Source organism: Hymenobacter latericoloratus (genome assembly GCF_014199535.1).
GTDB classification, from domain to species: domain Bacteria; phylum Bacteroidota; class Bacteroidia; order Cytophagales; family Hymenobacteraceae; genus Hymenobacter; species Hymenobacter latericoloratus.
Window position 1 is genome coordinate 208,424 of the sequence record NZ_JACHNV010000004.1, and the last position, 21,037, is coordinate 229,460.

At 57.3% G+C, this 21,037-nt stretch carries 17 protein-coding genes; 10 read left to right on the top strand and 7 right to left on the bottom strand.

Annotated features, from left to right (window positions below; all coding sequences use genetic code 11):
- Nucleotides 1-52: 52 nt before the first annotated feature.
- Together GGU46_RS15375 and GGU46_RS15380 are read right to left on the bottom strand one after the other, a co-directional pair.
- Nucleotides 53-310 (bottom strand): cytochrome b5 domain-containing protein, encoded by a 258-nt coding sequence (locus GGU46_RS15375; protein ID WP_183404451.1) that lies wholly within the window; start codon nt 308-310, stop codon nt 53-55.
- A 49-nt stretch (nt 311-359) separates the two neighbouring features.
- Nucleotides 360-1,508, bottom strand: coding sequence for a formimidoylglutamase (locus GGU46_RS15380; protein WP_183404452.1), 1,149 nt, complete (start codon nt 1,506-1,508; stop codon nt 360-362).
- Nucleotides 1,509-1,709: 201 nt separating this feature from the next.
- Here GGU46_RS15380 and GGU46_RS15385 point away from each other — a divergent pair, with 201 nt between their 5' ends.
- The 6 genes from GGU46_RS15385 (at nt 1,710) to GGU46_RS15410 (ending at nt 10,515) form a co-directional block, all read left to right on the top strand.
- The gene (locus tag GGU46_RS15385; protein WP_183404453.1) at nt 1,710-3,491 is read left to right on the top strand and encodes an AMP-dependent synthetase/ligase; all 1,782 of its coding nucleotides are present in this window, start codon (nt 1,710-1,712) and stop codon (nt 3,489-3,491) included.
- A 188-nt stretch (nt 3,492-3,679) separates the two neighbouring features.
- Nucleotides 3,680-4,156, top strand: coding sequence for a MarR family winged helix-turn-helix transcriptional regulator (locus GGU46_RS15390; RefSeq protein WP_139924712.1), 477 nt, complete (start codon nt 3,680-3,682; stop codon nt 4,154-4,156).
- Nucleotides 4,157-4,311: 155 nt separating this feature from the next.
- Nucleotides 4,312-6,720: a 3-hydroxyacyl-CoA dehydrogenase/enoyl-CoA hydratase family protein gene (locus GGU46_RS15395; protein WP_183404454.1), complete on the top strand. Its 2,409-nt coding sequence runs from the start codon at nt 4,312-4,314 to the stop codon at nt 6,718-6,720.
- A gap of 199 nt (nt 6,721-6,919) precedes the next feature.
- Complete coding sequence (locus GGU46_RS15400) at nt 6,920-8,098, top strand: acetyl-CoA C-acyltransferase (protein ID WP_183404455.1); 1,179 nt, start codon at nt 6,920-6,922, stop codon at nt 8,096-8,098.
- A 112-nt stretch (nt 8,099-8,210) separates the two neighbouring features.
- Nucleotides 8,211-8,543, top strand: coding sequence for a 50S ribosome-binding protein YggL (locus GGU46_RS15405; protein ID WP_215906364.1), 333 nt, complete (start codon nt 8,211-8,213; stop codon nt 8,541-8,543).
- A 184-nt stretch (nt 8,544-8,727) separates the two neighbouring features.
- The gene (locus GGU46_RS15410) at nt 8,728-10,515 is read left to right on the top strand and encodes an acyl-CoA dehydrogenase family protein (RefSeq protein WP_183404457.1); all 1,788 of its coding nucleotides are present in this window, start codon (nt 8,728-8,730) and stop codon (nt 10,513-10,515) included.
- 184 nt (nt 10,516-10,699) lie between these two features.
- Here GGU46_RS15410 and GGU46_RS15415 read toward each other — a convergent pair whose 3' ends face one another.
- Nucleotides 10,700-12,148, bottom strand: a complete 1,449-nt coding sequence (locus GGU46_RS15415) for a hypothetical protein (RefSeq protein WP_183404458.1) — start codon at nt 12,146-12,148, stop codon at nt 10,700-10,702.
- Nucleotides 12,149-12,565: 417 nt separating this feature from the next.
- Between GGU46_RS15415 and GGU46_RS15420 the strand changes: the two genes are divergently transcribed.
- Nucleotides 12,566-12,802 (top strand): hypothetical protein, encoded by a 237-nt coding sequence (locus GGU46_RS15420; protein ID WP_183404459.1) that lies wholly within the window; start codon nt 12,566-12,568, stop codon nt 12,800-12,802.
- A gap of 122 nt (nt 12,803-12,924) precedes the next feature.
- Here the strand turns inward: GGU46_RS15420 and recG are convergent, their stop codons facing one another.
- From recG to mutY, 4 genes are all read right to left on the bottom strand, one after another.
- The gene (gene recG, locus GGU46_RS15425; RefSeq protein ID WP_183404460.1) at nt 12,925-15,024 is read right to left on the bottom strand and encodes an ATP-dependent DNA helicase RecG; all 2,100 of its coding nucleotides are present in this window, start codon (nt 15,022-15,024) and stop codon (nt 12,925-12,927) included.
- Nucleotides 15,025-15,104: 80 nt separating this feature from the next.
- On the bottom strand, nt 15,105-15,701 hold the full coding sequence (gene gldD / locus GGU46_RS15430) for a gliding motility lipoprotein GldD (RefSeq protein WP_246399045.1): 597 nt from the start codon (nt 15,699-15,701) through the stop codon (nt 15,105-15,107).
- A 140-nt stretch (nt 15,702-15,841) separates the two neighbouring features.
- On the bottom strand, nt 15,842-16,270 hold the full coding sequence (locus GGU46_RS15435; protein ID WP_183404461.1) for a single-stranded DNA-binding protein: 429 nt from the start codon (nt 16,268-16,270) through the stop codon (nt 15,842-15,844).
- 86 nt (nt 16,271-16,356) lie between these two features.
- A complete protein-coding gene (gene mutY / locus GGU46_RS15440) occupies nt 16,357-17,457 on the bottom strand; it encodes an A/G-specific adenine glycosylase (protein WP_246399046.1) in 1,101 nt (366 codons plus the stop codon).
- A 198-nt stretch (nt 17,458-17,655) separates the two neighbouring features.
- Here mutY and GGU46_RS15445 point away from each other — a divergent pair, with 198 nt between their 5' ends.
- The 3 genes from GGU46_RS15445 (at nt 17,656) to GGU46_RS15455 (ending at nt 20,886) form a co-directional block, all read left to right on the top strand.
- Complete coding sequence (locus tag GGU46_RS15445) at nt 17,656-17,958, top strand: HU family DNA-binding protein (RefSeq protein WP_110979047.1); 303 nt, start codon at nt 17,656-17,658, stop codon at nt 17,956-17,958.
- A gap of 83 nt (nt 17,959-18,041) precedes the next feature.
- Nucleotides 18,042-18,947, top strand: a complete 906-nt coding sequence (locus tag GGU46_RS15450; protein ID WP_183404462.1) for a tetratricopeptide repeat protein — start codon at nt 18,042-18,044, stop codon at nt 18,945-18,947.
- A gap of 331 nt (nt 18,948-19,278) precedes the next feature.
- Nucleotides 19,279-20,886 carry an Rne/Rng family ribonuclease gene (locus GGU46_RS15455; RefSeq protein ID WP_183404463.1) on the top strand — a complete coding sequence of 536 codons (1,608 nt, stop codon included), beginning with the start codon at nt 19,279-19,281 and terminating at the stop codon, nt 20,884-20,886.
- Nucleotides 20,887-21,037 lie beyond the last annotated feature (151 nt).

The following is a 21,037-nucleotide window of genomic DNA, read 5'->3' on the forward strand; positions in this document are numbered from 1 at the left end:
GTAGCAGGTCAGAAGCACAGGTTACCTCCGGTACTCATATTCGTACTGCCCGCTACAACAACCGGCCGATGACGGAAAATTTGTCGAAAACGTTGGGGGTATGGGGGGCGTCCTGGTCCAGCTCGCGGGTAAGGTCCTGGCCGGCCCAGTGCTCGTAGTGGTTGCCGCGCTTCCAGAGGCGGGAGCGGGTCACGTCGTAAACCAGCCCTCGGTAAGCTACCCAGATTTCGTCGCGGTCCTGGCCGTTGCGCAGGGCCAGTTGGGCTTTGGTGTAGAGGGGGAGGGTAGTAAGGTCAGGATCGGAACTCATGGGCGGCATTGCTATTTTCAATGGAGCCGGTGGAGCCAGCCCGAAAAGACTACCCCAGCAGGGCCTGGGTCAGAATCCAGCGGTTAGGTAGGTCGCCCTGGGCCGCGCGCAGGTAGTCCTGGTAGCTGCAAGGCACAATGCGCTTAACCTCACTATCGGCCAAGCTCTCCACTTCCAGCCACCATTTCTCGGTGCGCTTGCTTTTGTAGAACACCAGCTTGGCGGGGGTGCCCGGCAGCCCCACGGCGTAGCGCATAAAACGGCGGCTCTGAAAATCGGTTTCCTGGCGCCGGTGGTAGTAGCCTTCCACAAAGTACCACAGCATAGTGGCCAGGGTAGCGGCGGCTAGGCCGTGCGGGTCATGGTCGGGGCGGTAGCCGTAGAGGCCGAAGGAAGTCAGCGTGTCGTTATGACCGGCGTACCAGGCCAGCTGGGCGGCTTCCTCGTTGGTGAGGCCGAAAGGATTAGCGGGCCAGTAGGCGGGGGCATCGTTCCAGCGCAGGGCCGCCACATCCACGCTCACAAAATCGGCCTGGCGCAGCAGGGGTTCGGCCTGGCGCACATCAGCATGAATAGCTCCCAGGCGCAGGGTTTCAAAGTGCAGCTTTTCCAGCGCCGCCAGCACGTCGGGCGCTACTAGGTATTGCTGGTGGGCCAGTTGGGCGAAGTTGAACAGGAAGGTGGGCTCGTGCAGCAGCATGCGCCGCAGGTGGCTGTCCTCGGGGCAGGAGCCATCGGTTTCGGCCATGTCCACGCGCGCATCCACGGTGGCAAAGCTCACGGCCCGGTCCAGGGTTTCGTAGGCCAAAAACTGCCCGTAGTCCAGGTCATGGGAGCCGCCCAGCAGAATGGGTACCGTATGCTGCTCCAGCAGGGCCGCAATAATTTCGCGCAGCCGTTGGTAGGTGTCTTCCAGCGTCAGGCCCGGCCGCAGGTTACCCAAATCAACCAGCCGCACTACCCCGGTTCCCTTCTGCAACTGATAAAACCGGCGCCGGACGTTGTTGGCCCCGTGGGCCGCCGGCGCCCCGGCCGCGCTGCCCCGCCACTCGTCCAGGCCAATTAAGGCCAGATCGGCCGTCCGCCAGTCCGGAAAAGAGTCCATAAACGGCGAGACGTAGGCTGCCAGCGTGGTCGGGACCGTAGCAGGTCCGACCAGTTCTTCGGTAAGCGGATCAAAAAAGATGGCCAGATTCATCGTGCGCGAAGGAGGCGGACTCCGACAAAGCTACGCAAAACCCGGCCACGGCCCTACCAGCTTTCTGCACCGGATGAAAGCTTTCCCGCGAAAAAAACGTTATTTAAGCAGCGTTTTCTGCTCAGCTTCCTTCGGGAAGTGTGCAGTAAGCCCCAGAACCTCTCTCTGTTTGCTATTCCCACCATCGTGCCCGCTCACCCTATGGACATTCGTCGCACCTTCGATATTCTGCCCCAGCTCCAGCAGAAGTACAACAAACCCGATTGTTTCGCCGCCAAAGTAAACGGCCAGTACACGCCCATCAGCACTGATTCCGTGGTGGAGCAAGTCAACCAGGTAAGCCTGGGCCTGCGGGCGCTAGGCGTCGGGAAGAATGATAAGGTAGCGTTGATTTCCATGAATCGGCCGGAGTGGATGTTTGCCGATTTCGGGATTGCCCAGCTCGGCGCTACCAGCGTGCCCATGTACCCCAGCATCACGGTAGAAGACTACAAGTACATCTTCACTGATGCCGGCGTGAAGGCCATCTTCGTGTCCGACAAAAAACTGCTCGATAAAGTCCGCGAAGCCACTCAGGACCTTAATATTCCCGCTGAGAACATCTTCACTTTCGACAAAGTCGAGGGTGCCCGTCACTTCTCGGAGCTGCTGGAGCTGGGCAAGCAGGGCAACCCCGCCGACCTGGAGCCCCTGAAAGCCGCCGTGCAGCCCGACGACCTGCTGACCCTGATTTACACCTCCGGCACCACCGGCCAGCCCAAGGGCGTGATGCTAACCCACAACAACATCCTGAGTAACTGCCGCAACGCCCAGCGCTTCGTGCCCGTCACGAAGGATGATAAAGCCCTGAGTTTCCTGCCGCTCTGCCACATCTTCGAGCGCATGGTGACGCACATCTACCTCATCAACGGCGTGAGCATTTACTACGCCGAGAGCATGGAAACCATTGCCGACAACCTGCGCGAGGTGCACCCCCAGATTTTTACCACTGTGCCGCGCCTGCTGGAGAAGGTGTACGACAAGATTGTGGCGAAAGGCCACGAGCTGGAAGGCGTGAAGAAACAGCTGTTCTTCTGGGCTCTGAACCTGGGCCTGAAGTACGACAACCAGAAAGACCACGGCTTCTTCTACAACACCCAGCTGGCCCTGGCCAACAAGCTCATCTTCAGCAAGTGGCGCGAAGCGTTGGGCGGTAGCCTGCGTTGCATCGTGAGTGGGGGTGGGGCCCTGCAGCCCCGGCTGGCCCGCGTGTTCTGGTCGGCGGGTATTCCGGTTATGGAGGGCTACGGCCTCACCGAAACCTCGCCGGTAATTGCCGTAGGCGGCTACGAGCGGGAAAACAACATGATTGGCACCGTGGGCCCGGTTATCGACAACACGGAGGTGAAAATTGCCCCCGATGGCGAAATCCTGACCCGCTCGGAGTCGGTAATGAAGGGCTACTACAACAAGCCCGAGCTAACGGCCAAAGAGTTCGATGAGGAAGGCTGGTTCCACACCGGCGACATTGGCGAGATAGTGGAGGGTAGGTTCCTGAAAATCACGGACCGCAAAAAGGAAATGTTCAAAACCTCGGGCGGTAAGTACATTGCCCCGCAGGTAATTGAAAGCAAGCTGAAGGAGTCGCCACTGGTGGAGCAGTGCATGGTCGTCGGCGACGGCCAGAAGTTTCCCTCGGCCCTGGTTATTCCTTCCTTCGATGACCTGAAAGGCTGGTGCAAGCGCAATAACGTGGATTGCAATTGCTCCAATGAGGAGTTGGTGAAAAACGAGAAGGTAGTGAAGATGTATGAGGACCTCGTGCACAAGTACAACAGCGGCTTTGCGCAGTGGGAACAGGTCAAAAAGATCCGACTCCTGCCCCAGCTCTGGACCGTAGAAAGCGGGGAAATGACGCCTACGCTCAAGGTTAAGCGCAAAATCATCACCCAAAACAACCAGGAGCTCATTGAGAGCCTCTATCAGCACGCCGAGAAGCACTAACCCCGCCGCGACGTTGCAGTACGAACAGCCCTGGTTGCTTCCCGCGGAAGTAGCCGGGGCTGTTTTGTGCCGGTAAAGGGGTAGTCGGGAGGGTGCCGCTGCGGCGGAAAAGCCAAACTTTTTTTAGGGAACTTAGTATGCAAGCATAACATATTTCTGTATGTTTACCGGACTTGCAGTTCCTACCCATGACACCCGAAGAAACCGTCGATTATAACATTAAAGTTGCCTGGCACGCCATTTCGCGCATGTACAATACGCAGGCGGCCAAGCACGACATCACCACGAGCATTGGCTTCGTGCTGCTGAACATCGACCAGGAAAACGGAACGCCCGCCACCAAGATAGCGCCTTTGCTGGGCCTGGAAACCCGCTCCCTCACCCGAATTTTGCGGTCCATGGAAGAGAAAGGCCTGATCTATAAACAGGCTGATACCCAGGACAAACGGTCGGTGCGCATTTTCCTGACTGAGGAAGGGCTGCAGAAAAAGGAAATTTCCCGCCAGACGGTGCGCCATTTCAACCAGAAGGTACGCGAAAAAATCCCGCAGCCTCAGCTCGACGTGTTCTTTAAGGTAGTTAGCCAGATTACGGGTATGATTGAGGGCAAAGTGCTCTTCGACGATTTCAAATTGAAGCCCCTGCGCTCCGAGTCGCCGGCCTAGCCGGGGGATTGGAGCGTTTTGCTTGTCAGGCCGGAAGAAGCCTTCGTGTTTCCATGAATTCGGCATGACGAGTAAGTTGATAAGTAAGCTGGCGGTAATCTGCTGACAGCCAACCGTGTTTCTTTCATCTCTCACCCACTCATTCCTCCCCAAGAATGAATCGTACCATCAAAAAAGTAGCCGTACTGGGTTCCGGTGTGATGGGCTCGCGCATTGCGTGCCACTTCGCCAACATCGGGGTACAAGTGCTGCTGCTCGACATCGCGCCGAAAGAGTTGCTACCCGCCGAAGAAGCCAAAGGCCTGAAGCTGGACAACCCCGCGGTAAAAAACCGCATCGTGAACAGCTCGTTGCAGGCGGCCGTGGCGGCCAACCCCTCGCCGCTCTATCGCAAAGCCGACGCCAGCCGCATCAAAACCGGCAACTTCGACGACAACCTCAAGGACATTGCCGGCTGTGACTGGACGATAGAGGTAGTAGTAGAGCGCCTCGATATCAAAAAGAGCCTGTTTGAGCGCGTGGAGCAATACCGCAAGCCCGGCACGCTCATCACGAGCAACACCAGCGGCATCCCGATTCATATGATGACGGAAGGCCGCTCCGACGACTTCAAGAAATACTTCTGCGGCACGCACTTCTTCAACCCGCCGCGCTACCTGAAGCTGCTCGAAATCATTCCGAGCCCGGACACGGACCAGTTGGTGGTGGATTTCCTGATGCACTACGGCGACCTGTACCTGGGCAAGACCACCGTACTGGCCAAAGACACGCCCGCCTTCATTGCCAACCGCGTGGGCATTTTCGCCATCATGGACGTGGTGCAGGTGATGAGCCAGCTCGGCCTCTCGGTAGAGGAAGTGGACAAGCTGACGGGCCCGGTTATCGGCCACGCCAAGTCGGCTACCTTCCGCACTTCCGACGTGGTAGGCCTGGATACGATGATCAACGTAGCCAACGGCCTCGCCCAGAACCTGCCGAACGACGAAGCCAAGGCCGTGTTTCAGCTGCCCGACTTCATCAAGAAGATGGCGGAGAACAAGTGGCTGGGCGACAAAACCGGCCAGGGCTTCTATAAAAAGGTAAAAGGCGAAGGCGGCAAGTCGGAAATTCAGGCGCTTGACCTGAACACGCTGGAGTACAAGCCCAGCGCCAAGGTGAAGTTTGCCACCCTGGAAACCACCAAGCCCATCGAGAAGCTGGCCGACCGTTTCAAGGTGCTGGTAGCCGGCAAAGACAAAGCCGCGGATTTCTACCGCAAGACCTTCGCGGGCCTCTTCGCCTACGTAAGCAACCGGATTCCGGAAATCACCGACTCGCTCTACAAGATTGACGACGCCCTGCGCGCCGGCTTCGGCTGGGAGATGGGTCCGTTTGAAACCTGGGATGCCTTGGGCGTTCAGAAAGGGCTGGAGCTAGCGCAGGCCGAAGGCAAAACCGTGGCCCCGTGGGTGCAGGAAATGCTGGCGGCCGGCAACGCTACCTTCTATAAGGTGAGCGAGCAGGGCGTGAAGCAGTTCTACGACATCGAGAGCAAGGCCTACAAGGCCATTCCGGGCGTCGAGAACTTCATCATCCTCGATAACCTGCGCGCCACGGGCAAAGTAGTGTGGAAAAACGCCGGTGCTTCGGTACTCGACCTCGGCGACGGTATTCTGAACGTGGAGTTCCACAGCAAGATGAACGCGCTGGGCTCCGACGTAATTCAGGGCTTGCTGAAAGGCGTGGAACTGGCCGAAAAGGACTTCCGCGGTCTGGTAGTCGGCAACGACGCCCCGAACTTCTCCGCGGGCGCCAACCTGGGTCTGGTGTACATGTTCGCGCTGGATCAGGAGTACGACGAGCTGAACCTGATGATTGCCCAGTTCCAGCAGGCCATGATGCGCATGCGCTACAGCAGCATTCCGGTGGTAGGCGCTCCGCATGGCCTGGCCTTGGGCGGCGGCTGCGAGCTGAACCTGCACTGCGACCGGGTAGTAGCGGCTGCCGAAACCTACATGGGCCTCGTGGAATTCGGCGTAGGCCTGATTCCGGGCGGCGGCGGCACCAAGGAAATGACCCTGCGTACCGCAGCCAAGTACGAAGAAGGCGAGCCCGAGTACAACCTGCTCCGCAACACCTTCATGACCATCAGCACCGCCAAAGTTTCGACTTCGGCGGCTGAGGCTTTCGATTTGGGCTTCCTGCGCCGCGGCGACGAGGTAGTGGTAAACAGCAACCGCGTGATTGCGCAAGCCAAAGCTGCTGCCATCGAGCTGGCCGAAGATGGCTACACCCAGCCGGTGCAGAAAACCAACATCAAGGTGCAGGGCAAAGGCGCCCTGGGCATGTTCCTGACCGGCGTGCACGCCATGAAGGAAGGCCGCTACATCTCCGACCACGACGTGAAGATTGCCAACAAACTGGCCTACATCATGTGCGGCGGCGACCTGAGCAGCCCCACCGAAGTATCGGAGCAGTACCTGCTGGACCTGGAGCGCGAAGCTTTCCTTTCGCTGACCGGCGAGCGGAAAACGCTGGAGCGGATTCAGAGCATCCTGACCACCGGCAAACCGCTGCGGAACTAACAACGGGCGCCTCACCCCCTAGCCCCCTCTCCGAAAAAGGAGAGGGGGAATTAGCCCTAGAAAAACTAGATTTTAGTCTAGTGCTGCCCCTCATAGCAGAACAGAAACTAGCTTCTAGTTCCCCCCTCTCCTTTTCGGAGAGGGGGCTAGGGGGTGAGGCGACTAGAGCTACCCACTACTTTCTTCAAGACTCACTACAATGAATGCATATATCGTAGCTGGTTACCGCACGGCCGTGGGCAAAGCCACCCGCGGCGGTTTCCGCTTCACCCGCCCCGATGACCTCGCCGCCGACGTCATTAAGCACCTGGTAGCCTCCGTGCCCGCCCTCGACCCCACGCGCATCGACGACGTGATGGTGGGTAACGCGGTGCCGGAAGCCGAGCAAGGCCTGCAAATGGGCCGCCTGATTTCCCTGCTGGCCCTGCCCATAAACGTATCGGGCCTCATCGTGAACCGCTACTGCGGCTCCGGCGTGGAAACCATTGCCATGGCCGCCAGCAAAATCACGGCCGGCATGGCCGACTGTATTGTGGCCGGGGGCACCGAAAGCATGAGCATGGTGCCCACCGTCGGCTGGAAAACGGTGCCCAACTACAAGCTCGCCCAGCAGCACCCCGACTACTACCTCGGCATGGGCCTCACGGCCGAAGCCGTAGCCCAGGACTACAAAGTATCCCGCGAGGACCAGGACCAGTTTGCTTACAACTCGCACCAGAAGGCCATCAAGGCCATTCAGGAAGGCAAGTTTAAGGAGCAGATTGTGCCCATCACGGTAGAGGAAACCTACCTCGACCAGGCCACCGGCAAGAAGAAAAACCGCTCTTACGTAGTCGATACCGACGAGGGGCCCCGCGCCGACACTTCCCTGGAAGCCTTGGCCAAGCTGAAGCCCGTATTCGCCGCCAACGGCTCGGTGACGGCTGGTAACTCTTCCCAGACTTCCGATGGTGCCGCTTTCGTGCTGGTAATGTCGGAGCGTATGGTGAAGGAGCTGAACCTGGAGCCCATTGCCCGCATGATTACCTACGCCACCGAAGGCATCGACCCGCGCATTATGGGCATGGGTCCCATTAAAGCCATTCCGAAGGCGCTGCGCCAGGCGGGCATGAAACTCCAGGACATCGACCTGATTGAGCTGAACGAAGCCTTTGCCTCCCAGTCTATTGCCATTGTGCGCGAGCTGGACATCGACGAAAGCAAGCTGAACGTGAATGGCGGCGCCATTGCGCTAGGCCACCCGCTGGGTTGCTCGGGTGCCAAGCTCAGCATTCAGCTTTTCCACGAGCTGCGCGCGCGGGGCCAGAAGTACGGCATGGTAACCGCCTGCGTGGGCGGCGGCCAGGGCGTAGCCGGCATCTACGAGTTGCTGAAGTAAGCAGGGGTAGGAACAGGCTTCAGTTCGGGTCATAGGTTGCTCTGGATGCGTGGCAGCGTTTCCAACGGAAAACTCACCTGATCTGTGGCACGGACTGAAGCCTGCTTCTCCCTTGTCTTTACACACCATGAAGAAGCGCCTGCGCAAAAAGAAGCATCTGGCTGAGTTCAAGGAATTCGGTTGGTACGTGGACTACCAGTTCGAGAGCGTAAGCGAGGAAGCCGATTTTGCTTTCTGGGATATGCTGATAGAAGAGGTAGAAGCCCTTGGGCTGATGATAGGGGGTAGCACCACTTCCTTTTTCGCCCACCCTGCCAGTCGTGTACCAGAAGCTACGACCCAGTATCGGCAACAGCAGCTTCATCAGTGGCTTACGCGACAGTTGGGGGTAGGCGCCGTAACCAGTTCCCCCTTGACGGATGCCTGGTACGGCCCGTTCCAATAAGCTGAAAAGAAAATCCCCTGACGCGGGGTTTTCTTTTCAGGAATTAGTCGGCAAGCATAACATATTTTTGTATATTTCGGTACAAATAAACTGCAGGCTCACGGCGCTGTAATAGTAGGTAAGCCGAGTAGTTTGCTCTCTCTTTTCGACTTCGAATTTTCCCAATCCAACATCTCACCCGGTCATGGAAGTAACCAATAAGCTTGTGAAAGGCGGCGAGTTCATCATTAAAGAAACCGCTGCGCAGGACGTATTTACCCCCGCCGATTTTTCGGAGGAGCAGAACATGATGCACCAGACGGCTCTGGACTTCGTGGAGAAGGAGGTACAGCCCCTGCTGGAGCGTCTTGATAACCATGAAGAAGGCCTGATGCGTAACCTCATGGAAAAGGCTGGTGAGCTGGGCCTGTTCGGGGTAAGCATTCCGGAGCAGTACGGCGGGCTGGATATGGACTTCACTACCTCCCTGCGTGTAACCGAAGGGGTAGGCGGCGGCCACTCGTTCCCAGTTGCCTTTGCGGCGCACACGGGTATTGCCATGCTGCCCATTCTGTACTTCGGCAACGAGGAGCAGAAAGCCAAGTACCTGCCCGGCCTGACCAGCGGTGAGCTGATGGGCGCCTACTGCCTCACGGAGCCCGGCTCCGGCTCCGATGCCCTGGGCGCCAAAACCAAAGCCATCCTGACCGAAGACGGCGAGCATTACGTGCTGAACGGGCAGAAAATGTGGATCACGAACGGTGGTTTCGCCGACGTGTTCATTGTGTTTGCGCAGGTAGATGGCGACAAGTTCACGGGCTTTATCGTGGAGAAAAATACGCCCGGCCTGAGCCTCGGCAACGAGGAGCACAAGATGGGTATCAAGGGTTCCTCCACGCGCCAGGTATTCCTCTCCGACGTGAAAGTGCCGAAGTCGGCGGTGCTGGGCGAGATTGGCAAAGGTCACCTCATTGCCTTCAACATCCTGAATATCGGCCGCATTAAGCTGGCCGCTGCCTGTCTGGGCGCCACCAAAATGGCGGCTACCCTGAGCGTGAAATACGCCAACGAGCGGGTGCAGTTCAAGCTGCCTATCAGCAAGTTTGGCGCCATCAAGTACAAGCTGGCCCAGCAGGCCGTGCGCATTTACGCCGTGGAATCGGCTATTTATCGCGCCGGTATGGACATTGCCCGCATGGAGCAGGAGCTGCTAGCCAAAGGCCAAAGCCACAACGAAGCCCTGCTGGGCGCCGCCCGCGAATTTGCCGTGGAGTGCGCCATTCTCAAAGTAGAAGGCTCGGAAGTTCTTGATTACGTGGTAGATGAAGGCGTGCAGGTGTACGGTGGTTACGGCTTCTCGGCCGACTACCCCATGGACCGCGCTTATCGGGATTCGCGCATCAACCGCATTTTCGAGGGCACCAACGAAATCAACCGCATGCTGGCCGTGGACATGATCCTGAAAAAGGCCATGAAAGGCGAGTTGGACCTGATGGGTCCGGCCCAGGCCGTGCAGCAGGAGCTGATGGCTATTCCGGATTTCAACGTGGAAGAGGAAACCGGCCTGTTCGCCGCCGAGAAAAAGACCATTGCCAAGCTGAAGAAGGCCATCCTGATGGTAGCCGGCACGGCGGTACAGAAGTACATGAACTCCCTGGCCAAAGAGCAGGAAGTACTCATGAACATCGCCGATATGGCCATCAAGGTGTACACCGCTGAAAGCGTGCTGCTGCGCGTAGAAAAGGAAGCCGGCGTGAAAGGTGAGGAGGCTCTGGCCGCCCAAATCGACATTGCCCGCGTGTACCTCTCCGACACCGTGGACCAAGTGCAGAAGTTTGGTAAAGACGCTATTGCCTCCATGACCGAAGGCGACGAGCAGCGCCTGCTGGCTATGGGCCTGAAGCGCTTCACCAAAGCTGACCTCTACAACGCCAAAGACGCCCGCCGCCGCATTGCCGACGTGCTGATTGCCGCCAACGAATACGCTTTCTAAATCGCAGATTGACGCGGATTTGCTGGATTACGCAGATTTTGGTGGCCACCACCGGGTATCCAGAAAAGCCAAAAACAAGTAAGGCTTGCCATATGGCAAGCCTTACTTGTTTTTGGAGCTTGTGTCAGATTAAGCCTCGTCACCAAAATCCGCGTAATCCAGCAAATCCGCGTCAATCTGCGAGTTACTTAACCACAATCTTGTTTAGCATCAGGGCGGCTGATTTCTTGCTGGGTCGGCTCACGCCGATAAGAGTTTTGGGGTCCAGCCAAGTGGTGAAATCCTTCACGTAGGACGGATTCTGGTCCGAAGCCACGTTCAGGCCCAGGCTTTTCGGGGGCTGCACCGTGCCGTTCAGGGCGTTGATGCGGCGCAGGTACAGATCGGATTTGTTTTTGATTTTCTCCCAAGTCACTACCTGCAGCTCCGGGCCAAACAGGGCCGCGCGGTAGCTGATGCTGCTGAAGCCCTCGGTAGCGGGTGCTACCTGGTCTTTGGCGATGATACGATGCCAGGTGGGCGTTTGAAATTCGTTGTAGCCAAACAAGTGCAGCTCACGGGTATGGCCGGGCGAGTCGTCGCCGCCTTCTTCGTATTTCTTTTCGCCTACCACTACCAGCTGCTGTTCAGCGGTGAGCAGCAAGTCAGTTAGGTACACATCCTCCAGGCGCTTGGCAGTAGTGGCGGTGGCCTGGTTAACTTCCTGCAGGTAGGCCGGGGTAAATTTGACTTCCGGGGCGAACTTCATTTCCCCTTCGCCCAAGAAGTCAAACTTCACCACCTTCAGACTGTAGTACAGGCCAGTTTCCCGCTCGTTGCAGATAGCGGCCGCGTAGAGTGTGTTGTCGGGCTGCAGAGCAAAGCGCGAGTCGAATACGTTTACCTCTTTGCCCCCAAACGTGCCCCCCACGGAAACCGACATGACCTTCACCTCCGGGGAATCGTTGCGGTAGCGGCGCACGGCCAGTTTCTTCATGCCGTCGCTCACCAGGGTCACAAACTGGGAGCCGTCGTTGCCAACGTGCACGGTAGTCGAGAAAAAGCCGCCCTGGTCATGGAAGTCATAGGTACGCTCCTTTAGCTTCTGCAGCTTCTCATCGTACACCACGGCACTGATGGCCCGGATTTGCTCCTCGCGGGTGAGGTAGCGCCATACCACTAGCTTGGTGCCATCAGCCGAGAAGGCCGCGCCCGGGCGCCGGTCGCGCGAGCCGGTTTCCAGGAGCTTTTTGGCAGCCGACTTCTGACCGGTAGCCAAGTTAATGGTGTAGGCACTGAGCTGCTGGGCTGCTCCTGCCGAATGCACAACAACGGTTGCCTGACCAGCACTTTGCGCAAAGGCGTCGATGGTTTCGCCGGCGCTCAGGGGTAGGGAAGTAGCCCACAGGCGTTTGAGGTCGGCGTCGTACCGCTCTACTGCGTATTCCGTGGCCGACTTATGGGCCAGTATTACAAAGCCGCCGGTGGGCAAGGCCAGGGTTTTACGCGTTACGCGTTGATTGTAACGGTCGTCGGCGCGCTCGGGCAGGTAGCTAAACGGTGCCGATTTAACCCGTTGAGCTACTACCAGCGCTGGTGCCGTCAGGAAGCTAGTCAGCGTCAGCCCAGTGGCAATCAGAAAAGAAAAGCGCACGAAGAAAAGCGGTTAAGTAGAACAGGAAGCCAAGTGAAAACAGGATTCTCCAAAGGTACCTAACTTCGGCAGTACTCCGCTTATTTATGGAGCGCCCGCGCGGACTCTTTCCAGCAAAGGCCAGTATTATATATTCTTAATGCGAAATGGGTGTTTTTCTAAAGTTGTATTCCGATCTTTGCCCCCGCAATGGGGAGCCTACCCCTACAAAACGAGGCTGAACGCACCGGGGAGCAATATTCTGAAATATGAATTTTAAATGTTGCTCGTCTGAGTGGGCAGATTCGGGTAGGTAGGCTAATCCGTGGCTGATAAAATTTTGTGCTTTTTTTCTTTATCCCAACTTCAGCCACCCCCGTTGGCTGATTGGCCTAAAATTTGCCACCAGACGGCACTGTCATCATCAGGTAGATTACTATGAAATCTTTACTTCGTTTTGTTCTTATGATCTCGCTGGTAGTTGCCGGCAAGCTGACCCAGCAGAGCCATGTAGCTTCTGCATCGGCTGCTCGTACCGTCTGGCAGATTCCGGCTCAGAACGCTTCTTTCTTTGAAAGCCAGAATGCTATCAAGCGAAAGACCAACCAGGGTGGCGGAAGCTACTTCTGGCAAGCGACGGCTCCCACCACCATACATGCCACCACTTTAGAGTAGATCCTCGGTAAGCGTCTTTTCCAAAGATGCTTTTTTTATGGGTCACCGGAAAGGAAAGGCCTACCCCCGCGCTTGCAGCCAAGCGTGAGGGTAGGCCTTCCGTTGTAATGTTGATTCGGCAATTAGCTGATGCGGCTCCAGTTGACCGCCGTAGCCGGCAAACTTTCAATATGCCGCCGAATAGCAACGTTTTCGGGTTTGTTCAGCCCCGGATCCTCGTTGATGAGCTGTTGGGCAGCGGCGCGGCTCTCAGTTAGAATGCGGCCATCCTTGGCCAGATCCGCAATAAGCAGGTCCAGCACTCCGCTCTGCTGGGTGCCCATCAGGTCGCCGGGACCGCGCAGCTTCAGGTCAATGTCGGCAATTTCGAAGCCGTTGTTGGTGCGCACCATGGTTTCGATGCGGGTCCGGGAGTCTTTGCTGAGCTTGTAACCACTCATCAGAATGCAATAGCTCTGCTCGGCCCCGCGCCCTACCCGGCCCCTGAGCTGGTGGAGTTGGGAGAGGCCAAATCGCTCGGTGCTTTCAATGACCATTACGGAAGCGTTGGGCACGTTTACGCCGACCTCAATAACGGTGGTAGCCACCATAATCTGGGTTTCGTTTTTGAGAAAGCGCTGCATTTCGGCATCCTTCTCGGCGGCGCTCATGCGGCCGTGCACAATGCTGATCTGGAACTCCGGGAAGGCGCGGGCCACGCTTTCGTACCCATCCATGAGGTCCTTGTAGTCGGCCATGGTCTCGCTTTCCTCAATGAGCGGGTACACGATGTACACCTGCCGGCCCAGCCGAATCTGGTCGCGCAGGAAGCCGAATACTTTCAGCCGGTTGGAATCAAAACGGTGCACCGTAACGATGGGCTTGCGGCCGGCCGGCAGCTCATCAATTACCGACACATCCAGGTCGCCGTAGAGCGTCATGGCCAGGGTGCGCGGGATGGGCGTCGCCGTCATGACCAACACATGGGGAATGACGTGCGGATTTTTCTGCCAGAGCTTGGAGCGTTGGGCTACCCCAAACCGGTGCTGCTCATCCATGATGGTGAGGCCCAGATTGCGGAACTGCACCACGTCTTCGAGCAGGGCGTGCGTGCCCACCAGCATGTGCATCTCGCCGGAGCGCAGCTGCTCGTGCAGCACCCGGCGCTCGGCGGTGCGCGTGCTGCCCGTAAGCTTCCCGATTTTCAGCCCCAGCATATCGGCAAAGTGCTTGAGGCCGGTGTAGTGCTGATCGGCCAGGATTTCGGTGGGCGCCATCAGGCAGCTTTGGGCTCCGTTGTCGGCGGCCATGAGCATGCTGATGAAGGCCACGATGGTTTTACCCGAGCCCACGTCGCCCTGCAGCAAGCGGTTCATCTGCTGGCCCGAGCAGAAATCCTTGTAGATATCGTGAATCACCCGCTTCTGCGCGCCCGTCAGGTCGAAGGGCATCACGTTCTTGTAGAAGTGCACCAGAGTAGGCACTTCCTTGAAAATCTGGCCCGCCAGCGTGACTTTGCGCTGATCCTTCTGGCGCAGCAGCTTCAGCTGCACGTAGAACAGCTCCTCGAACTTCAGCCGGAAGCGGGCCGCCTGCAGTAATTCGGTGCTCTGCGGAAAGTGAATCTGCTGGAGCGCCGTGGCTTTGCCCATCAGGCCATACTGCCGGATTAAGTCCTCCGACAGCGTTTCGTGCACCTGAGGGAGAGCAATCTTAAGCAAGTCGGCCACCATGCGGGCAATGGCTTTGCTGTCGACGCGGTGGTAGTTCTTGAGCTTTTCGGAGGTGTTGTACACCGGCTGCAGGTAGCTCTGGCCGGGCTTCTGCTCGGTTACTTCTTCCATTTCCGGGTGGGCCATCTGGGGCCGGCCCTGAAACAGGGTGGGTTTACCAAAAACGATGTACTCCTGGTGATTCTTAATCACCTTTTCCAGGTAGTTGACGCCCTTAAACCACACGACTTCCAGCTCGCCGCTGGCATCGGCTACCTTGGCCACCATGCGCTTCTTCGGGCCTTCACCTACTACCTCCCGGTTGCGCAGAATGCCCTTTACCTGCACGTAAGGCAAGTCGTCGTGCAGGTCGCAGATGTTATAAAACTGAGTGCGGTCGAGGTAGCGGAAGGGGTAGCGCTGAATCAGGTCACCGTAGGTAAACAGGTTCAGCTCTTTCTGCAGCAGCTGGGCCCGCTGCAAGCCTACCCCGCGCAGGTATTCTAGTTTCGTCTGAAAGAAATTACTCATACAGCTATGAGAAATGAGTCCTGGAAGTCCGGAAAGTAGATCGAGCGGTAGCTACAATCTGCTTATTCCTCCGGGCGGGCTCATTGATACTGCAACGTGTTCAACATCCGCACGATGTCCTGCTTCACGTACTCGATGACCGGAGCCAGTGAATCGTTGGCCGTAGCCGTGCGGAAGTACAGGGCGCCCCGGAAGAAGTGCTTGGTGCTGTCGGTGGTATAGAACTGAAACTGGCTGGGTACTTCGCCCTGCAGCTCAAACACCGAAATGCGCATGCCGTTGGGCGTTTTCAGCACGTTTTCGTCAATAGCCGTGGCCTTGATTTCGTGCTTGCTGGTGAGCTTGCGCGCGTCTTCCAGCAGCTTGCCGTAGAGCTGCGGCTTTCCGGCTAGGTCAGCGTACGTAATCTGCACGTTGGCCTGCAGCGTGGGGTAGTAGATATTGATCCAGTGGGGCTGGGCCAGGTAGGAAGAATCGCGCAGCACCTTGGCATGGCGCGAGTACTCAAACCGGTACGGGTGCCCCGGCGCCAGCATCTGATACGCGTGGGGCGGCAGGTCGATGCGGTTATAGCCTTTGGGCTTGGGCGTGAAATCGGGGGTAGAAGTACAGCCTACCGCCAAAGCCAGCAACGTAAAAACCGCGCCTCCGGCGCGTAGCATTCGGGAATAAGCCATGCGTAGCAAAAGCAAATGAACTAGCAAAGGTAGCATAAGAATAGATGCACGTCCGTGGCGTGCTACCCCTGCCAAGGGACTAAATCAATGCAAAAAGCCCCGGCAAAACCGGGGCTTTCGTGCGCAGGTACCGGACCCGCCTAAAACGGCAGCTGATCCAGCTCTGGTTCCTGCCGGAAGGTAGTGGGCACTTCAGCCGCTGCGGGAGCAGAAGCTGACGCGCCTTCACTGCCCTGGGGCCGGCCACCAAGCATGGAAATTTCGTCGGCTATGATTTCAGTGATGTAGCGCGTCTGGTTATCCTTATCCTGGTACTGCCGGGTCCGGATTTTACCCTCCACGTACACCTGCTGGCCTTTGCGCAGATACTTTTCGGCTAGCTCGGCGAGGCCGCGCCAGGCCGCAATGTTGTGCCACTCTGTGCGCTCTACGCGGTTGCCCTGCTTGTCCTTATAGTACTCGTTGGTTGCCAAGGTGAAGTGAGCAACGCTGGCTCCGCCTTCCAGGTGCCGGACTTCCGGGTCCTTGCCTAGGTTGCCTACCAGAATAACTTTGTTTACGCCTGCCATATGCTTGAGGGTTAGTTGCTTGAAAATGAAAATAGGGGGTGTTGCAGGTATAAAGATATTGAATAAAATCTATTTTGCCAAGTATTTTAGGCTTCAACACCTAAGTATTTGCTAAGATAATTAGTTATAAGCACGGGCTTTGGTAGCTCCTCAATTGCCGCCGCCCGGTAAGCGACTAGGCCGGCCTTTGCCAAGGCCGGCGGGGGTAGGGGCTCCGCCAGTTGTACCAGATGAAAACGTGCTTCTACTTTCTGGTGGCTCAGCACGTGCCGCAAGCTGCGCACAGGCTCCTCTACTTGATTGGCCGCGAAACGGCCGCCCAGCAGTTCCACCGCGTCAACCACCTGCTGGGCCGGCAGCTCAGCGGTTTCCGCTTCGTGCAGAGCAAAATCGTAGAGGCCCTCCCAAATATCTTTGGGGCCCCGCTTACGCATATACAAGGTGTCTTCGTGGCGCAGTACCAGGTAGTGAAAGTAGCGAGTGCGCGCGGCCTTGGCTTTGCTTTTTACGGGCAGTTCCTGCACCATGCCGTGCTGAAAAGCATAGCACTGGCTTTGCAGCGGGCAAAACAAACAGTCGGGCTTTACCGGAGTGCACTGAATAGCGCCGAACTCCATAATGGCTTGGTTGAACTCAGCGGGCTGCGCCGCCGGAATCAGCGTGTCGGCCAGCTGCTGGAACACTTTGCGGCTGGCCGGGGCGGCAATGTCCTGGGTCAGGCCGAACATGCGTGCCAGCACCCGGTACACGTTGCCATCAAGCACGGCTACCTGCTCATCGTAAGCAAAGGATGCAATGGCGGCGGCCGTGTACTGCCCTACCCCCCGCAGCTTCAGCAACCCTTCGTAAGAGCCCGGAAACGTGCCTCCAAACTCCTGCACCACCTGCTGAGCTGTATGGTGCATGTTGCGGGCCCGCGAATAGTAGCCCAGGCCCTGCCAGTGGCGCAGCACCTCATCCTGCGGCGCGGCGGCCAGCTCATGCACCGTGGGGTAGCTGGTAATGAAATTGAGGTAGTAAGGAAGTCCTTGTTTCACGCGGGTTTGCTGCAGAATTACCTCCGACAGCCAGATGGCATACGGGTCGCGGGTATGGCGCCAGGGCAGGTCGCGGCGGTGACGCGGGTACCAGTTCAGCAGCGCCGCCGCAAACCACGGGTGGGAAGAAGGAGTTTGAGGGAAAGTCAAGGCTTTGAGAAAGAATAAGTTGGATGCAACCGGGGAAGCCTCCCGGAATGCGGCGAAACCGTTTGTAAAACCAAAAAAGCAGGCTACCTTTGTGCCCCTCAAAACGTAGGCAAACTCTTACCGGGCAAGTGCTTACGTTTTGGGGAACGGCATAAGTTGCCAGCAGAACATTTTTCACTCCCTAGTACACTTACCAGCGTGACTAAAGCAGAAGTAATTGCCGAAATTGCCGACAAGACCGGCATCGAGAAAGCAGACGTTTCGGCTACCGTAGAAGCCTTCTTCAAAGTGGTGAAGGACTCCATGGCCGAAGGCAACAACATCTATGTGCGTGGTTTTGGCTCCTTCGTGAACAAAAAACGCGCTAAGAAAGTAGCCCGTAACATCTCGAAAAACACGTCGATTATCATCGACGAGCACTTCATCCCGAGCTTCAAGCCGTCCAAGACCTTCATTGGCAAGATCAAGAACAGCAAGAAGATCAAAGAACTGGCTGCCTAATCACCTGTTGTTGTAATATTGCTGGCTGAGCCGCTGGGAATTCCTGCCTGGGAAGCCCGGCGGCCTGCTTTTTTCTCGTCCTGATGACTACTACTTCCAAGCACCAACTTCTGATTCTGGCGCTGGCCGTCGTGCTGGTAGCCGGGCTGTTTTTGCTGCCCAAGGTAATCGTCAAGCCCAAAGAAGGGCGGGGAGAGTTGGCCCAGGATGCCGCCCAAACCGCCACGCGCGACGGGGGCGGGCCGGCCACCAACGGCTCCAAGGCGGTAGCTTCGTCCGGGCAGCAGCCTACCACCGTAGGGCCGGAGCAGCCTCACATGACGGTGGCGCCGGCTCAGCGCAGCGAAATTAATGGGCTGCTGACCAAGTACAAGGCCATTAACTCCGCCGACCTGACGGGCCGGCTGCAACTAGCCCAGCAACTGGCTGCCAAGTACAAAGCCATTGAGAAGTTCGACAGCGCGGGCTACTACTTCGAGCAGGTTGCCTTGGCTCGCCCCGGCGAGCAGGCCTGGAAGCGGGCCGCCGACGAGTACTTCGAAGCCTACAGCTTTGCAGCTACCGAGGAGCGGCAGAAGCTGCTGGGAGCGAAGTGTCAGGAGCTGTACGAGAAGGTGTTGAAAAACAACCCCGACAACCTCGACGCCAAAACTAACCTTGGTATGGCCTACATGGCCAGCGCCGATCCGGTGAAAGGCATTACGCTGATCCGGGAAGTTTTGGCCTCGGATCCACGCAACGAGAAAGCGCTGTATAACCTTGGTTTTCTGGCGATTCAGAGCGGCCAGTTCGACCGGGCCGTGGAGCGTTTCCAGGAATTGATCAAGGTCAACGCCGAAAACGTCAACGGACAGTTTTATCTTGGCGTCGCTTTAGCCCAGACGGGCGCTAAGGCAGAAGCCCGGAAGGCCTTTGAAAAGGCCAAAAGCCTCAGCACTGATCCGGCCCTGGCCGCCTCGGTGGATGAGCAACTCCAGAAGCTGAACTAAGTATTTTTTACACCCTTAACCACTTCAACTCATGCCCTGCGGTAAAAAGAGAAAGCGTCATAAGATTGCCACTCACAAGCGGAAGAAGCGTCTGCGCAAGAACCGTCACAAGAAGAAGTAAGCCCTCCCGGGGTTTGCTGGCGGCGTTTTTCTGCTGAAAAACATCCGTCTATCTCTCACTTAGGTTCTCTGAGAGTGGCCAGAAGTTTGCTTTCCCCGTGGCTTGAAAGGGAAGCTGGCGCCTCGTGCGCTGGCTTCCCTTTGCGGGTTTCGGGGGTAGCGGCTTCCCTACTGGCTTGTTTCGGAGCCCCTTTTCTAACCGCTTAATCCATTGAGTAACGAATTAATCATTAATTCTACTCAGGACGGAGAACGGATTGCCCTGCTACAGGACAAGCGGCTCATCGAATATCATTTCGACCGCAACGACACCGCTTATTCAGTAGGTGACATTTTCCTGGGCACGGTCAAGAAAGTTATGCCCGGTCTGAACGCCGCGTTCATTGACATCGGGTACCAAAAAGATGCTTTTCTGCACTACGGCGACCTGGGGGAGAATTTTCCTTCCCTGGTGAAGTGGGGCAAAGGCGTACAATCGCAGAAAATACCCGTTGGGCCCCTGAAAACCTTCCAGTTTGACGGGACGCTCGACAAAGTCGGTAAAATCGACAACACGCTCAAGAAGGGCCAGCAGCTGCTGGTTCAGATTGTAAAGGAGCCGATTTCCACCAAAGGCCCGCGTCTGTCCACGGATATTTCCATGGCCGGCCGCTACCTGGTGCTGGTTCCGTTTTCGAATACCATCAGCGTATCCAAAAAGATTGTCAGCAAGACGGAGCGGGAGCGGCTCAAGCGGCTCATTGCCTCCATCAAGCCCGACAACTTTGGCGTGATTATCCGCACCGTGGCCGAGGGCCGCGAGGTGGCTGAACTCGACAAGGATATGCAAAGCATGGTGAGCAAGTGGGAAACCCTCTTCCAGAACCTGCGCACGGGCAAGCCCAACGACAAGGTACTGGGCGAGCTGGGCCGCACAAGCTCCATGCTGCGCGACATGCTCAATGAGTCGTTCGATGCCATTACCGTGGACTCGACGCCGATGTACGAGGAGATGCGCAGCTACCTGCAGCAGATTGCGCCCGATAAGCTGGGCCTGCTGAAGCTGCACACCGGCAAAGTGAAAATCTTTGAGCAGCACGGCATTGAGAAGCAGCTGAAAACGCTGTTTGGCAAAACCGTGACGGTGCCCGGGGGTGGTTACCTCGTTATTGAGCATACGGAGGCCCTGCACGTCATCGACGTGAACTCCGGCAACAAGAGCAACCAGGAAGGCGACCAGGAGGCCACGGCCCTGCACGTGAACCTCGCGGCCGCCCGGGAGGTAGCCCGCCAGCTCCGGCTGCGCGACATGGGCGGCATCATCGTCGTCGATTTCATTGATATGAAGTCGGGCGAGAGCCGGAAAAAGGTGGAAGACGCGGTGCACAGCATCATGAAACAGGATAAGGCCCGCTACACCATCCTGCCCATTACCAAGTTTGGCCTGCTTCAGATTACCCGGCAGCGCGTGCGGCCGGCCGAAGCCATTGTTACCGGCGAGGTGTGCCCTACCTGCGGTGGCACGGGCAAGATTTCGGCTTCCATCCTCGTGACGGACGAAATCGACAACAGCATTGACGACCTGCTGGTAGCCCAAAACCAGTCGGGTATTACGCTTTACGTGCACCCCTTCCTGCATGCCTACTATACCAAAGGGTTGGTAAGCCGGCAGATGAAGTGGTACCTGAAGTATTACAAGTGGGTAAAGGTGATGAAGGACACGAGTCTGGGCCTCACCGAGTACCGCATTGAGGACGAGCACGGCGAGGAAATCGAGCTGCACTCGGCCGCGGCGGCCATGAGCCGGTTGCAGGACCGGGAATTGGAAATAACTGACTAACGGATTTTTTCTGCGAGAAAACTCCTCCTGATAGAAGAAAAGCCCGTGTTACCCCTGGTAGCACGGGCTTTTTTGCAGGAGCAGGGGGTAAAATGCGTCCCCGCCTGAGCAACTGCGCTATTCACTTGCTCGAACTACGCATTGGCTAGGC

Bases quoted from the DNA above. Each gene is read 5' to 3' on its own strand.
- GGU46_RS15450 (WP_183404462.1), top strand. From the start codon at position 18,042: ATGACTACTACTTCCAAGCACCAACTTCTGATTCTGGCGCTGGCCGTC.
- GGU46_RS15390 (WP_139924712.1), top strand. From the start codon at position 3,680: ATGACACCCGAAGAAACCGTCGATTATAACATTAAAGTTGCCTGGCAC.
- GGU46_RS15375 (WP_183404451.1), bottom strand. From the start codon at position 310: ATGAGTTCCGATCCTGACCTTACTACCCTCCCCCTCTACACCAAAGCC.
- gldD (WP_246399045.1), bottom strand. From the start codon at position 15,701: ATGGCTTATTCCCGAATGCTACGCGCCGGAGGCGCGGTTTTTACGTTG.
- GGU46_RS15435 (WP_183404461.1), bottom strand. From the start codon at position 16,270: ATGGCAGGCGTAAACAAAGTTATTCTGGTAGGCAACCTAGGCAAGGAC.
- GGU46_RS15385 (WP_183404453.1), top strand. From the start codon at position 1,710: ATGGACATTCGTCGCACCTTCGATATTCTGCCCCAGCTCCAGCAGAAG.
- GGU46_RS15410 (WP_183404457.1), top strand. From the start codon at position 8,728: ATGGAAGTAACCAATAAGCTTGTGAAAGGCGGCGAGTTCATCATTAAA.
- GGU46_RS15420 (WP_183404459.1), top strand. From the start codon at position 12,566: ATGAAATCTTTACTTCGTTTTGTTCTTATGATCTCGCTGGTAGTTGCC.
- GGU46_RS15395 (WP_183404454.1), top strand. From the start codon at position 4,312: ATGAATCGTACCATCAAAAAAGTAGCCGTACTGGGTTCCGGTGTGATG.
- recG (WP_183404460.1), bottom strand. From the start codon at position 15,024: ATGAGTAATTTCTTTCAGACGAAACTAGAATACCTGCGCGGGGTAGGC.
- GGU46_RS15380 (WP_183404452.1), bottom strand. From the start codon at position 1,508: ATGAATCTGGCCATCTTTTTTGATCCGCTTACCGAAGAACTGGTCGGA.
- GGU46_RS15400 (WP_183404455.1), top strand. From the start codon at position 6,920: ATGAATGCATATATCGTAGCTGGTTACCGCACGGCCGTGGGCAAAGCC.